Raw genomic sequence first — 14,879 nt, 5'->3', positions numbered from 1 at the left:
TAGAAGTTGTTCATCTCGATCACTTTGTCCGGACGGATCGGGTGCGCCATCGGGCTGGCATCTTCCGCAAACTGCAGGCCGCGCATGGTACGCACGTTGCTGATGCGGTTCACCGCGCGGGAGCCGAGGTCGGAGCTGAACTCCTGATCGCGGAACACGGTCAGCCCCTCTTTCAGGCTGAGCTGGAACCAATCGCGGCAGGTGACGCGGTTGCCGGTCCAGTTATGGAAATACTCATGGCCGATCACCCGCTCAATGTCGAGGTAGTCTTTGTCGGTGGCGGTATCGGTGCGGGCCAGCACATATTTGGAGTTAAAGACGTTAAGACCTTTGTTCTCCATCGCCCCCATGTTGAAGAAATCCACGGCGACGATCATATAGATGTCGAGGTCGTACTCAAGACCAAAGCGCTCCTCGTCCCACTTCATGGAATTTTGCAGGGAGGTCATCGCCCACGGGGCGCGGTCCAGGTTGCCACGATCGACAAACAGCTCCAGCGCCACCTCGCGGCCGGAGCGGGTGGTATAGGTGTCGCGCAGCACGTCGAAATCACCGGCCACCAGCGCGAACAGGTAGCAGGGTTTCGGGAACGGATCCTGCCACTGTACCCAGTGACGGCCGTTCTCCAGATCGCCCTCGCCTACGCGGTTACCGTTTGAGAGCAGGAACGGATATTTGCTCTTATCGGCGATGATTTTGGTGGTAAAGCGTGCCAGCACGTCCGGGCGGTCAAGGTACCAGGTGATATGGCGGAAACCTTCAGCCTCACACTGGGTGCAGAGCGCTTCACCCGACTGGTAAAGCCCCTCCAGCGCGGTATTGGCGGCCGGGCTGATCTCGTTGACGATGCGCAGGGTAAAACGGTCCGGCAGATTATTGATAACCAGCGCGTTCTCTTCAATCTGGTAATCTGTCCACGGCTGTCCATCCACGTGAAGGGAGACAAGAGTCAAATCTTCGCCATTAAGACGTAAAGGCTCGGCCGCTGCGCCCTGGCGGGAAATTTTGCTTTCAGCCGTGACGACGGTTTTAACAGCATCAAGATCGAAAGTCAGGTCAATGTCGCTAATCAGGTAATCCGGCGCACGGTAGTCGTGGCGGTATTTGGCTTGGGGCTGTTGAGTCATAAAAAACCTTTAGCATCTCAGTATGGTAACAGCTCAGTCTATTCCTGTTGCCCGGTTCGCGCCATGCGCAAACACACTCTTTTCAAGGCAAAAAGCCCGGTTTGCTACATTTTGATAACAGGGGCACAAAATGCGCTCGACCATCTCACGTTGTTATGTTGTGATCCAGGTTCATTAAACCGATAATCAGGGTATACTCCTGCGTCTTTATCTGCCTTGGCTTTGATGGAAACGCTCAAGTGAGAGGATGCTACGGCGCACCATGACACAACTCGCTACCCCTATTCTGCAAACGCTGCTGGATACCGACGCCTATAAGCTGCATATGCAGCAGGCGGTGTTTCATCAATATTATGATGTCTACGTGTCAGCAGAGTTTCGCTGCCGGGGCGACGACCTGCTGGGCATCTATGCCGATGCCATCCGCGAGCAGGTAGAGGCTATGCAGCACCTGCGCTTGCAGGATGATGAATACCAGTGGCTCTCCGGCCTCCCCTTCTTCCGCACCGACTATCTCGACTGGCTGCGGGCGTTCCGCTATGACCCTGGCCAGGTGGTGATTACCAACGACCAGGGCAAGCTCTCTATTCGTCTCGCTGGCCCATGGCGCGAGGTGATCATGTGGGAGGTGCCGCTGCTGGCGGTGATCAGCGAGGTGGTACACCGCTACCGCTCGCCGGATGCCGGCGTCAACGAAGCGCTATCCACCCTCGAAGAGAAGTTGGCGAATTTCTCCCAGCTCACCGCCGGGCTGGATATGTCCCGCTTCCGCCTGATGGATTTTGGCACCCGCCGCCGCTTCTCCCGCGACGTGCAGCAGGCCATCGTTGAGCGCCTGCAACGGGAGCCGTGGTTTGTCGGCACCAGCAACTACGATCTCGCCCGCCGCCTGAACTTGACCCCGATGGGTACCCAGGCGCACGAGTGGTTCCAGGCGCACCAGCAGATCAGCCCCGAACTGGCCACCAGCCAGCGCGCCGCCCTTGCCGCCTGGCTGACGGAATACCCGGAACAGCTGGGGATCGCCCTGACGGACTGCATCACCATGGATGCCTTCCTGCGCGACTTCGGTCCGGAGTTTGCCACCCGCTATCAGGGCCTGCGCCACGACTCAGGCGATCCGGTTGAGTGGGGCGAAAAGGCGATTGCCCACTATCAAAAGCTGGGTATCGATCCGCTCAGCAAGGTGCTGGTCTTCTCGGACAACCTCGACCTGAAGAAAGCGGTGGATCTCTATCGCCACTTCTCCCCCCGGGTCAATCTGAGCTTTGGTATCGGCACACGCCTGACCTGCGATATCCCCCAGGTGAAGCCGCTGAATATCGTCATCAAGCTGGTGGAGTGTAACGGCAAACCGGTGGCAAAACTCTCCGACAGTCCGGGTAAAACCATCTGTCATGATAAAGCCTTTGTCCGGGCGCTGCGCGAAGCGTTCGATCTGCCGCAGGTTAAAAAGGCCAGCTAATCCATCCAGGGAGCCGCTTCGGCTCCCTTCTCATTATTAATTTCTTATTTCTTCCCTTCTTACTGTTAATTCTGCTTGTCTGATGGCGAACGCCAGGTAACATAGACAAACCGCCCATCGGGGTGGCAAGCGTATTTTTCGGACAATTAACAGAGAGACTATTATGAGCGTTGTGCCTGTAGCCGACGTACTCCAGGGCCGCGTCGCCGTTGACCAAGAAGTCACCGTGCGCGGATGGGTGCGTACCCGCCGAGATTCAAAAGCTGGCATCTCCTTCCTGGCCGTCTATGACGGTTCCTGCTTTGATCCTGTACAGGCCGTTATTAATAATTCTCTGCCCAATTACAATAATGAAGTCCTGCACCTGACTACCGGCTGCTCCGTGGTCGTAACCGGTAAAGTTGTCGCCTCTCCGGGCCAGGGCCAGAGCTTTGAGCTGCAGGCAAGCCACGTAGAAGTGACCGGCTGGGTTGAAGATCCGGACACTTACCCGATGGCGGCCAAGCGCCACAGCATCGAGTACCTGCGTGAGGTAGCGCACCTGCGTCCGCGCACCAACCTGATTGGTGCCGTAGCTCGCGTACGCCACACCCTGGCGCAGGCGCTGCACCGCTTCTTTGACGAGCAGGGCTTCTTCTGGGTCTCTACCCCGCTGATCACCGCCTCCGATACCGAAGGCGCTGGCGAGATGTTCCGCGTCTCGACGCTGGATCTGGAAAACCTGCCGCGCAACGACCAGGGCAAGGTTGATTTTGACCAAGATTTCTTTGGCAAAGAGTCCTTCCTGACCGTTTCCGGCCAGCTGAACGGCGAGACCTACGCCTGCGCCCTGTCAAAAATCTACACCTTCGGCCCCACTTTCCGTGCGGAAAACTCCAACACCAGCCGTCACCTGGCTGAGTTCTGGATGCTGGAGCCGGAGATCGCCTTCGCCGATCTGGAAGATAACGCCGCGCTGGCGGAAGCGATGCTGAAGTATGCCTTTAAAGCGGTGCTGACCGAACGTGCAGACGACATGAAGTTCTTTGCCGAGCGCGTAGATAAAGATGCGGTGACGCGTCTGGAGCGCTTCATTGAGGCCGACTTCGCGCAGGTAGACTACACCGACGCGGTCACCATTCTGGAAAACTGCGGTAAGCAGTTCGAGAACCCGGTTTACTGGGGCGTGGATCTCTCTTCCGAGCACGAGCGTTACCTGGCTGAAGAGCACTTTAAAGCGCCGGTAGTCGTCAAAAACTACCCGAAAGAGATCAAGGCATTCTACATGCGCTTGAACGACGACGGTAAAACCGTAGCCGCAATGGACGTGCTGGCCCCGGGCATCGGCGAGATCATCGGTGGCTCCCAGCGTGAAGAGCGTCTGGACGTGCTGGATGCGCGTATGGCTGAGATGGGCCTCAATAAAGAGGACTACTGGTGGTATCGCGACCTGCGTCGCTACGGTACCGTACCGCATGCTGGTTTTGGCCTCGGCTTTGAACGCCTGATTGCCTATGTGACCGGCGTTCAGAACGTTCGCGATGTGATCCCTTTCCCACGCACGCCGCGTAACGCCACGTTCTAACATGTTCTAACTCTCTTTGGGCCAGCACTCGCTGGCCCTTCTTCTACCCTAATTTGTCAACTTTCGTTAACAAACTGTCAGTAAAATTTCGAATCAACCCTTCCTGAGTTAGCGTCTGTAAGACTATTTTTCAGAAATAATTTCGTACAGAAATCATACTGCCTAAAACTTGCACAAAAAAAAGCGCTTTGGCTTTAGCACATTTGGATAAAACACGCTCAGCTATCCAGATGTCTAAACACGAAGATGAGAAAACCTCTCACTGCGCTCTTTTCTGAATAAGCTTAAGCTTTAGCAAAATTAAACATAAGCAATTCATATATATAACAATGGATCCGTTGATTTTATCGGCAACTCTATTGGAAACATGAAGTGGTTCACAAAGTTCCCTAAAATACACAAATTCTTACATATTATTTCTTTTTGTTACCTCTTTAAGACATTTGTAGCACTTTCAAGGTAGCGAAACGTTTATATGAATGGAAAGATGCTTCTCAGACACAAAAAGACACCAAACTCTCATCAATAGTTCCGTAAATTTTTATTGACAGAATTTATTGGCGGCGGTGGCAGGTGTTATAAAAAACCTAATGAGGGTAATAAATAATGATGAAGCGCAATATTCTGGCAGTGGTTATCCCTGCTCTGCTGGTAGCCGGTGCAGCAAACGCTGCAGAAATCTATAACAAAGCCGGTAACAAATTAGACCTGTACGGGAAAGCTGTTGGTCTGCACTACTTCTCTAAAAATGACGGTAACGACGGCGACCAGACCTATGCGCGTCTGGGCTTCAAAGGCGAAACCCAGATCAACGACCAGCTGACCGGTTACGGTCAGTGGGAATATAACTTTCAGGGTAACAACTCTGAAGGCGGCGATGCGCAGTCCGGTAACAAAACCCGTCTGGCATACGCAGGTCTGAAATTCGGTGACGCAGGCTCCTTCGACTACGGTCGTAACTATGGCCTGGTCTATGACGTCATCGGTATCACCGATATGCTGCCTGAGTTCGGCGGCGACACTGGCGCGAGCGATGACTTCTTCGCTGGCCGTACCGGTGGTCTGGCAACTTACCGTAACAGCAACTTCTTCGGTCTGGTTGATGGCCTGAGCTTCGGCGTTCAGTACCTGGGCAAAAACGAACGTACTGATGCTACCCGCTCTAACGGCGACGGCTGGGCAACTTCTCTGAGCTATGAATTTGATGGCTTCGCAGTTCTGGGTGCTTACGGTGCCGCTGACCGTACCAATGCCCAGCAGGCTCTGGATTTAGGCCAGGGCGATAAAGCTGAGCAGTGGGCAACCGGCCTGAAATATGACGCGAACAACATTTACCTGGCAGCTCTGTATGGTGAAATGCGCAACGCGGCTCGTCTGGGTGGCAATGGCTACGCTAACAAATCTGAGGACTTCTCTGTCGTTGCTCAGTACCAGTTCGACTTTGGTCTGCGTCCGTCCCTCGCTTACTACAAATCTAAAGCGAAAGACGTAGAAGGCGTTGGTAGCGAAGATTTCATCAACTATGTTGATATCGGCGCGACCTACTACTTCAACAAAAACATGTCCACCTATGTTGACTACCAGATTAACCTGCTGGATGACGACAACAAGCTGGGCCTGAGCGATGATGACACCGTTGCTGTCGGTATCGTTTACCAGTTCTAAGCTGTACACCTCGTTATTATATGCTTAAGAAACAGGGCCTCGGCCCTGTTTTTTTATGCTTATAACACGTGGCTAATAGCTGTCAGGCAAAGATATCCAGACCGTTTTTATCAAGAAGATTGAGCAGACGAAGCGCAGCCCCTGAAGGTATTTTTTCTCCCCGCTCCCACTTAGAGACGCTGACTACGGACATATTAAGCGCATAGGCCAACGAGGATTGGGACATCTTGTAACGAGCACGCAAATTTTGGATATCAGCGCCGTTCATTACATGGGCTTCCTCAATACGCTCGCGAAATTCGCGAGCGGCAACACGCGTGTTGATTCGGTCCATCGTGGCATCGCTGATACCGCCATGCTCATGCAGGCCCTTCGCCATCTCCTGCAACTCTTTAATATTTGCTGCCATTGCACTTTACCTCACGCAGTTCGTTTGCTTTAACCAGGCGCTCAATCTGTTGTGTATTCAGCTTTAGCAAGTCACCCGCGATGTCTCTATAGATTGCCAGTTCATCATCCTGAATCTCTTTACCGCTTTTTCTGCTCTGGTTTTTTCTCCAGCCATCAGCGAAGAACAGGTGAGATCCAACCTTAAAAAAGATAATGGTTCTGGCTCCCCCACGCTTGCCTGCGCCTAACGCAACTCGCTTCTTGATTACCCCTCCGCCGAGATCGCCTTCAAAACGGCCATCCATCACTTCCTGTGCAACCTCAAAGAGAAGATCTTCTGTCAGATGTTCGCCTTTCATTTTCCTGTCAAACAGTCTGGTCGTATACACTGCCACGGTGAATCCCTTACCATTAGCCCGTCATAATTACTATAGTAAATCGTACGGCACATAGCCGCAACGCCATTAAAATAGTCATTTACTCTGGCTACGGATCCGTGACTTGAGGTCATGGCATAAAATAGAGCGGCATAGGCGTAACATTTTGTCGCAAACGGTTGGCAATTGATAATTCTCCCGTTACCCTGATACCCAACGCCCTTCTGTCATCAAAATGGAACCTCGTCATGTTTGAGAATATTACTGCAGCCCCTGCTGATCCTATTCTGGGGTTAGCCGATCTGTTTCGTGCCGACCAACGCCCGACAAAAATTAACCTTGGCATCGGCGTCTATAAAGATGAAACCGGCAAAACGCCGGTGCTGACCAGCGTGAAGAAAGCCGAGCAGTATCTGCTGGAGAACGAGACGACAAAGAACTATCTCGGCATCGACGGCATCCCGGAATTTGGTCGCTGTACCCAGGAGCTGCTGTTTGGTAAAGGCAGCGCGGTAATTAACGACAAGCGCGCCCGCACGGCACAAACCCCAGGCGGTACCGGTGCGCTGCGCGTGGCGGCAGACTTCCTGGCGAAAAACACCGACGTTAAGCGCGTTTGGGTGAGCAACCCAAGCTGGCCGAACCACAAAGGCGTGTTCAACGCAGCCGGACTGGAAGTGCGCGAATATGCCTACTATGACGCAGCCAACCACACCCTCGACTTTGACGGCCTGCTGGCAAGCCTAAACGAAGCCCAGGCGGGTGACGTGGTGCTGTTCCACGGCTGCTGCCATAACCCAACCGGCATCGATCCGACGCTGGATCAGTGGCAAACTCTGGCTCAGCTCTCTGTTGAGAAAGGTTGGCTGCCGCTGTTTGACTTCGCCTACCAGGGCTTTGCCCGTGGTCTGGAGGAGGATGCAGAGGGGCTGCGTGCCTTTGCTGCGCTGCATAAGGAGCTGATCGTTGCCAGCTCCTACTCGAAGAACTTTGGCCTCTATAACGAGCGCGTTGGGGCCTGCACCCTGGTGACCGCCGATGCGGACACTGCCGATCGCGCCTTCAGCCAGCTGAAGTCCGTGATCCGTGCCAACTACTCCAACCCGCCAGCGCACGGTGCTTCTGTGGTAGCGACCATCCTCAGCAATGACGCCCTGCGCGCCATTTGGGAGCAGGAGCTGACCGATATGCGCCAGCGCATTCAGCGCATGCGTCTGCTGTTTGTTAATACGCTGCAGGAGAAAGGCGCTAACCGCGACTTCAGCTTTATCATCAAGCAGAACGGCATGTTCTCGTTTAGCGGCCTGACCAAAGAGCAGGTTCAGCGCCTGCGCGAAGAGTTTGGCGTCTATGCGGTGGCATCCGGTCGCGTTAACGTCGCAGGTATGACCCCAGACAATATGGCTCCGCTGTGTGAAGCCATCGTCGCCGTGCTGTAAGCCTGGCGCAAAAAAAGGGTCGCCGAAGCGACCCTTTTTTATGGGACGAACTACCAGATCGGCTGCTCATCCTGCAAAAACGGGTTGTGCAGGCGCTCTTCCCCAAGGGTCGACATCGGCCCGTGACCAGGAATAAAGGTCACGTCATCGCCCAGCGGCAGCAGCTTGCGCTTGATGGAGTCGATCAGCTGACCATGGTCGCCGCGCGGAAAATCACTGCGCCCTACCCCACCCTTAAAGACCACATCTCCGGAGACCAGCAGGCGCGACTGCGCGTCAAAGAAGACGATATGTCCCGGCGTATGGCCCGGGCAGTGCAGCACCTCAAGCGTCACCTTGCCGACGGTCACGCTCTCGCCTTCGTCCAGCCAGCGATCGGGCGTCAGGGGCTGACACTCATCGAGGCCAAACATACGGCTTTGGGCAGGAAGACCCGTCAGCCAGAACTCATCCTCTTTTTCCGGGCCGACGATCGGCACACCGTAGTTCTGCGCCAGTTCGGCGGCGGCCCCCACGTGATCGAGATGACCGTGGGTGAGCAAAATCTGCGTCAGCGTGATGTCAGAGGCGGCAACCACCTCTTTGATGCGCTCGGCGTCACCGCCGGGATCCACCAGCGCGGCCTCTCGGGTCTCCTCACACCAGATCAGCGAACAGTTCTGGGAAAAGGCGGTAACCGGAATAAGACGATAGTTCATACTGCTCCTTTTTCATTAAGCCCTGGGCTACCAGTGCCGAACCGGCCCGGTATCAATATGCACAAAGTTGCTGCGTGGGTAATATCCTACACCACCTGCACCCATAGATAACGCGGCTTTGCGAATATTGCTTAATGCGAGGCCGTCGATATGGAAATCCATCGCCTGGCCTTTGGTGTGATAACTCTTCTTCGCCACGCCGCTGCTGTGGGCGCGAAGTTCATTGTTGGTATCGATAGAGCGATAGCCAGAGATAAGCTGAACCGGCTTGCGCGTGCCGAGCAGTCCCTGCAAGCGATAGAGCTGGTCGAAAAGTTTAGGGTCAATGGAAGTCACTTTATTGGCGCGAAAGTCGCGGAAAAAGTGGTTAAGTTTAGCTAATTCATCCTGAATATAGCCCTTGCCGTCAAAAAACTCGGCTTTGATTGACTCTCCGGTGTGTAAGTTATTGAGAGTCAGGATCCGTGGGCGTGGCGTAGAGAGGGTAGCGAACGCAGGCGTTGGCAGGATGGCTGCACCAAGTGCAACACCACCTAACGCCAGCAGTTTGCGGCGATTAGCGTCAAATTTATCCATGATAATCAGGTCTACAGGTAAAAAGTTTGCTTAATTAATGCACTTCTGGCGCGTGAAAAAGCACATTACCGGGCAAAATTTCTTACGTCAAGGAAGGTCAAGCCCGGTAAAGGCGGGCCGCGTAGCCTGGGCAGCCCGTTTTTACCAGTGATTAAGAGAATGGATTAATCTGAACTACTTCATTTATCTGATTAATTGTTCCGCCTTCGGCAACACTCCCGCTCCGGAACGCGCAGTCAGATCGTAATTGTAAATATCTGTACGATACTGGGTGCGCCCGTCGCTGCCGACAAAGGCGGTCAAATAGTAGAGGTTCACCGGAATGTTCTGGCGAATATTCACGTAGCGCGTGTTCCCCTCCTGCAGTGCGCCAGAGATACGCGTGTCGTTCCAGCCCGCGTCCTGCAGCAGCATACTGGCCAGCTCAGAGGCTTTGTTCACGCGCACGCAACCGGAGCTGAGCGCCCGCTCGTTCTTCTGGAACAGATTATGGTTCGGCGTATCGTGCAGATAGATAGCATCCGAGCTGGGCATATTGAACTTATAGCGACCCAGCGAGTTGTGCGCCCCCGGTGCCTGCTGGAAGCGGAATGGCAGATTGGATGGGGTGATGGTGCCCCAGTCAACCCGCCACGGATCGATGGTCTCTTTGCTGTTCCAGCCGCGCAGCACAACATAGTTATGCCGCTCCAGATAGCCCGGATCGTTCCACACCTTCGGCAGAATATCCTTGCGCGCCAGCGTCGGCGGCACATTCCACGGCGGATTGACGACAACGTTGTTGAGCGCGCTGCTCATCATCGGCGTTTTGCGATCCGGACGGCCAACGATCACCCGTGACGCCAGCACCTCGCTACCCTGCTGGTAATAAACCAGCGAGTAGGCCGGAATGTTAACCATAATGCCGGTCGAAACCGTTCCCGGCAGCAGGCGCAGGCGCTGGATATTGAGCGCCAGCACCCCTGCGCGCTGGGCAGGCGTGACGTTCAGCCAGTCGCGAGTAGACTGCCCGATAGCGCCATCGCTACCCAAGCCTTGCCAGGTCTGGAAGCGTTTGACCGCCGCGACCAAATCACCATCGTAGTAACCGCCGCGCGCGGGCTTCGCCTTCTTCGGTTTGTCGCCCGGCAGAACGATGCTCTCGGCACTATCCAGCATCCCCGTGCGGGAGAGAATTTCGCGCAGGGCCGGAATATCGTTGCTCCACTGTCCTGGGCGCAGCGTGGCGGTACTCTTTAGCTCCGGCCAGGGCCGGTTATCTCCCAGCAGCTTGAGCAGCGACTGGTGCATAGAGGTGTACTGAGCGTGCTGCGGCGCGAGGCTGTCAACAAAGTGCGCCAGCTGGCCGTTATCCAGCGCCAGCTGCCACTGGTTAATCACGGTCAGAGGCGGTGTCGCCAGCTGATACGGTTTTGCGCTGTAGAGCCAGCTGTTGCCCTTGACGGGAATACCGGCGATAAAGTGCAGGTAGCCCAGCATGGCATCGGACAGCACTACGTCCCGGGCCTGGCCGGTAACGGCAGGATCGGTTAGGAGTTCAACCCATTTGGTAAACTGCGGCTGGAAACCGGCAATAGCCACCTCGGCCAGCTGCTGCTGAAACGCTTTAACCGCAGCGCGATCGTCCCACATGGCTTTCTGCTCACGGGCGGCATAGATCGCAACGAGCTGGTTCATATAGACCGGGGTATAGTCTGCCGGCAGCAGGGACTGGATATCGGCACGGGTTTTAGCCATCAGGCCAGGATCGGCCAGCGTCTCCACCCCCGCCATGACGGCGGTCGCGTGGGACTGCATCAGCGGCTCGGCCAGCGCCGTAGGCTGAATGCCCACGCTGGCAGAGCTATCGGAAGGAACTACCTCTGGCTCATCGGCCATGGCGCTAAACAGCGGAGCAAACGCGAGCGCCAGGCACAAACTGAGTGCGGACGCCCGACGACTCTCTTTTTTCTTCAGCAACATCCCTTGCCCCCTGTTTAAAAACGAATCGATTAATCCGTCTGGTACTTTGAGTATATAAAGACAAAAATACATTTGCCCGGCTAAATGTAAAGAAGATTAAAGATTGATCTCGATCTGGTTGGGCCAGCGGGCAATAAAAAAGGGCGGCTCTGCTGCCACCCTTTTGTCCTATTTACCCGTCAGGTTACGCTGGCATCCGCCGTGCCGGGCAGCGGCTCGGGCAGCTGCGGCGCAAAGCCGCGCAGGCCAACCACGTGTACGTGCTCCTGATTGTTGAACACCTTACGCACCAGCTTGTAGGTGGTCCCTTTCTCCGGGCTGATGTTCTCCGGCGCAGCGATAATCAGCTGCATCTCCAGTCGCTCGCACAGCTCAAACAGCGTGGCGATAGAGCGGGCATCAAGACGGGCAGCTTCATCAAGGAACAGCAGGCGGCACGGAGAGATATCTTTCCCGCGCAGGCGACGGGCTTCGTCCTCCCAGCTCTGGACCACCATCACCAGAATCGACATCCCGGTACCGATCGCTTCCCCGGTTGAGAGAGCGCCGGACTCAGCGCGCAGCCAGCCGTCAGAGCCACGGTTAACCTCAACCTCCATCTCCAGATAGTTGCGGTAGTCGAGCAGCTCTTCACCGATGGTCTGCGGCGTGCGCTGGCCCATATCGATCTGCGGGTTCAAACGCTGATAGAGCTTCGCCAGCGCTTCCGAGAAGGTCAGGCGGTTGCTGTTGAAGAGATCCTGATGCTGCTCATGCTGCTCGGAGAGCACGTCCAGCAGAGTAGCGTGGGTCTCGCGCACGTTCACGTTGAGACGCACGCTGTTCACCTGGCCAAAGGAGACGCTCTGCAAGCCCTGGTTGAGCTGGCGGATACGGTTCTGCTCGCGCTGAATGGTCTTGCGAATGATGTTCGCCGCGCTACGGGAGCTGATAGCCAGCTTCTGCTCGCGGGAGGTCAGCTCTTCGGTCAGACGGCCCAGCTCGATCTCCATCTGCTCAATCGCTTCCACCGGATCGTCAGTGCGAATGATGTCCTGACGGATACGCTCGCGCAGATGCTGGTAGACCGCGACAAAGAACTGGATCTTACGTTCAGGACGCTTCGGATCTTCCGACATGCGCAGCACGTCGCGCAGGTGTTCGTTATCCGCCACCGCCAAACGCAGCGCACCCAACGCCTTATCCGACATGGAACGCAGCTCGTCAGCAGAGAGGTAGGCCAGCTCGCGACGGTGCAGGCGACGCTCAACGCCGTTATCTTTCACCATCCGCATCACTGCGCACCAGCCTGCTTTGGCCGTCACCACCTGCTCGCGCTTCTCATGGTAGTCACGTTCAAGACGCTTGAGCTTGCGGGTCAGGTTATCCATCTCCGCTTCGCAGAAGGTCAGGGCTTTCTCCAGCTGGTTGCGGCGCGCGCGGTTGCCGGAGAGCTGGGCGTAAAGCTCATCACGACGGATGCGCGCCCGCTCTTCCGAGCCGCTGTCGGCCCGGACGCCAATCTCCTGCAGCTCTTTATGCAGATCGTTCAGCAGCTCTTTCTTGGTGTCGTAAGAGCTTTTCAGCGATGCCTGCACCTGGCCGTACTGGCTAAGCTGGGCGGCGTGGCTGCGCATCGCCTCACGGGCGCGGGCGCGTTCGCTCTCCGCCTGCTCCAGACGCTGGCGCAGCTTCTCGTTAAGATCGCTATTGCCGGTGAGCATCGCGGCGGAGTCGCTGTAGCTGAAGTGAGCCCGGCGCTGCACGACTTCGGTAAGGGCAAACGCCTGCTGGCGCGCTTCACGCTGCACCTGCTGCGAGTAGGCGTAGTCCTCTTTCAGCTGTTCAAACTGCTCCGGATCGCTCTGCAGAACCGAGACCACCGGCTCCAGCTTCGCCAGCGGGTTGCCGTACTGCTGAATAAAGCGTGCTGCTTCCTGGGCCTCGTCCAGACGCTCACGGATCTCATCCACGCGGTCGGCCAGGGTGTCGTCAGCCAGCAGGTTGATGCGGGGCAGCAGGCGGTTAAGGGCGCTGACGCCCTCCTTCGCCTGATCGTACTGGACACGGTTTTGCTGGTTATCGCTCTCATGGGCGCTGATGGCCCGCTCAAGCTCGCCCCGGCGGGTGGTCAGGGTACGGATCTCCGCTTCCGGATCGTCCTCGAAGGCGACCGCCAGATGGCTGCCGATAAAGCGGCTGAAGGCCTGGTGCAGACGCTGGGTCTTCTGAACGTCAAACGACAGCGTGGCGAAGCGCTCCGCCAGCGTTTCGCGCTCGGCGTGCAGGCTCTCAATACGGTTCTCGCGTGCGGCACGGCCAAACAGCGGCAGCGATGGGAAGCGGGAATAACGCCACTGGCGATCGGCAACCTTAACGATCACCGCTTTTTCCAGCTCGTCGACGGCAAAGACGCTGTCGTCAAAGGACTGCGGATCCCCCTCGATCAGATAGAGATCTTCCGGACAGTCGGTTAATCCTTCCAGCTGGTCGGCGATCAGGGAGAGATCCGGCACCACGATGGCGTGACGCGACGGACCATACAGTGCCGAGTAGTAAGGGGCATCGTCAAGGCTGACATCGTCATAGATTTCAGAGAGCAGCACCCCGCCGAAACGTTCCGCCAGCGCATTGAGGCGGGCATCTTCTGCCCCGCCCGGCTGGCTCAGACGCTCGATCTCATCGTCCACCGCCTGCTTGCGGGCACCAATTTCGTCCCGCTCAACAATCGCTTCGCGCTCGCGCTCCAGCAGCTGTTGCAGGTACTCGGTGACATCCTGGCTCGATTCAAACTCTTGCCCGCTCTGCTCACAGAGCTGGTTGAGGCTATTCTGCGCAGCCAGCCAGATCGGGGCGCGCTTCAGCAGGCGCTGAATACGTGCCTGCAGCTGCTCCAGCTCCTGACGCAGGGCCATGCGCTGTTCACCGGCGTTGGCAACGGTCTCAGAGAGAGCGGCAATCTGGGCTTCAAGCTGCTGATGCAGAGCCTCCAGCTCGTCGGCATCGACGCGCTTGTTGTGACGCTTGCAGAATTCAGCCAGCAGACGCTCAGCCTCCTGCTGCTCGCGCAGGCGCTGCTCCAGCTCGTTAAGACGCATCCGCAGGGGTTGCACCTGTTCGGCCAGATGGCGCTGGTTTACGGCATCGCGCAGCAGCTCGCGGGCCACGCTCCAGGCTTCGTCCCGCGACAGCGGGCCGTTGATAGCCGCCACCAGCTGGTACGCCTGTTCAAACTGGCTGTGCGCGGTCTGGGCCACGCTCATCTTCTGCTCCAGCGAGAGCAGTTTTTCGGTTGCTTCCTGCTCTTTGGCCTGGAAGGTCTCCTGCCACTGCTGGGCGCTCTCCGGGGTCAGATCCGGAATGTGGCACAGGGCCTGCGCGCGCTCCAGCGCGGCCAGGGCCTGGTTATACTGGATAGCGCGGGTCTGCTGCACGTCGAGGGCCTGCTGATAGTTGGCAAGCTGGCTCTTCAGCTCATCCACCTCCAGCTCGGCGGCTTCCGCCCGGGCCTCGTTCTCCTCCTGGCGATCGGCGGCTTCCGCCACCACCTCGTTCTGCTCCTCCAGACGGATTTGCAGCTCGTCGAGATCCGCTTCGTAGCGCTCAATTTTCTCCTGCTGACGCAGCGCGGTTTGCA

Annotated in this window: 11 protein-coding genes; 4 read left to right on the top strand and 7 right to left on the bottom strand. The window is 56.6% G+C overall.

The genetic code is table 11. The features are described 5' to 3' along the window. A partial coding sequence (locus RTP97_RS19965; RefSeq protein WP_312416729.1) for a M1 family aminopeptidase occupies positions 1–1,127 on the bottom strand: 1,127 nt, incomplete at its 3' end. A 262-nt stretch (positions 1,128–1,389) separates the two neighbouring features. Here RTP97_RS19965 and pncB point away from each other — a divergent pair. From pncB to ompF, 3 genes are all read left to right on the top strand, one after another. Beyond that, positions 1,390–2,592: a nicotinate phosphoribosyltransferase gene (pncB, locus tag RTP97_RS19960; protein ID WP_312416727.1), complete on the top strand. Its 1,203-nt coding sequence runs from the start codon at positions 1,390–1,392 to the stop codon at positions 2,590–2,592. A 163-nt stretch (positions 2,593–2,755) separates the two neighbouring features. Beyond that, positions 2,756–4,156 (top strand): asparagine--tRNA ligase, encoded by a 1,401-nt coding sequence (asnS, locus tag RTP97_RS19955; RefSeq protein WP_312416725.1) that lies wholly within the window; start codon positions 2,756–2,758, stop codon positions 4,154–4,156. 606 nt (positions 4,157–4,762) lie between these two features. Further along, positions 4,763–5,821 carry a porin OmpF gene (gene ompF, locus RTP97_RS19950; RefSeq protein WP_312416722.1) on the top strand — a complete coding sequence of 353 codons (1,059 nt, stop codon included), beginning with the start codon at positions 4,763–4,765 and terminating at the stop codon, positions 5,819–5,821. A gap of 82 nt (positions 5,822–5,903) precedes the next feature. Here the strand turns inward: ompF and RTP97_RS19945 are convergent, their stop codons facing one another. Together RTP97_RS19945 and RTP97_RS19940 are read right to left on the bottom strand one after the other, a co-directional pair. Then, positions 5,904–6,230, bottom strand: a complete 327-nt coding sequence (locus RTP97_RS19945) for a helix-turn-helix domain-containing protein (protein WP_312416720.1) — start codon at positions 6,228–6,230, stop codon at positions 5,904–5,906. Beyond that, entirely contained in the window at positions 6,214–6,600 is a 387-nt protein-coding gene (locus tag RTP97_RS19940) for a type II toxin-antitoxin system RelE/ParE family toxin (protein WP_312416732.1), read from the bottom strand. Before RTP97_RS19940 ends, RTP97_RS19945 begins: the two co-directional genes overlap by 17 nt. A gap of 236 nt (positions 6,601–6,836) precedes the next feature. Here RTP97_RS19940 and aspC point away from each other — a divergent pair, with 236 nt between their 5' ends. Then, the gene (gene aspC, locus RTP97_RS19935) at positions 6,837–8,027 is read left to right on the top strand and encodes an aspartate transaminase (protein ID WP_312210433.1); all 1,191 of its coding nucleotides are present in this window, start codon (positions 6,837–6,839) and stop codon (positions 8,025–8,027) included. Between the two features lie 50 nt (positions 8,028–8,077). Here aspC and RTP97_RS19930 read toward each other — a convergent pair whose 3' ends face one another. From RTP97_RS19930 to mukB, 4 genes are all read right to left on the bottom strand, one after another. Then, positions 8,078–8,725: an MBL fold metallo-hydrolase gene (locus RTP97_RS19930; protein WP_312416718.1), complete on the bottom strand. Its 648-nt coding sequence runs from the start codon at positions 8,723–8,725 to the stop codon at positions 8,078–8,080. 27 nt (positions 8,726–8,752) lie between these two features. Continuing rightward, positions 8,753–9,301, bottom strand: coding sequence for a YcbK family protein (locus RTP97_RS19925; RefSeq protein ID WP_312210431.1), 549 nt, complete (start codon positions 9,299–9,301; stop codon positions 8,753–8,755). Positions 9,302–9,484: 183 nt separating this feature from the next. Next, on the bottom strand, positions 9,485–11,263 hold the full coding sequence (ldtD, locus tag RTP97_RS19920) for a L,D-transpeptidase (RefSeq protein WP_312416715.1): 1,779 nt from the start codon (positions 11,261–11,263) through the stop codon (positions 9,485–9,487). 179 nt (positions 11,264–11,442) lie between these two features. Then, on the bottom strand, positions 11,443–14,879 hold a 3,437-nt coding region (mukB, locus tag RTP97_RS19915), incomplete at its 5' end, for a chromosome partition protein MukB (RefSeq protein ID WP_312416712.1).

It is taken from the genome of Pseudescherichia sp. (assembly GCF_031998825.1).
GTDB lineage: Bacteria > Pseudomonadota > Gammaproteobacteria > Enterobacterales > Enterobacteriaceae > Pseudescherichia.
Note: the sequence above shows the minus strand (reverse complement) of the source record. Positions and strands in the feature narration are given on the sequence as shown.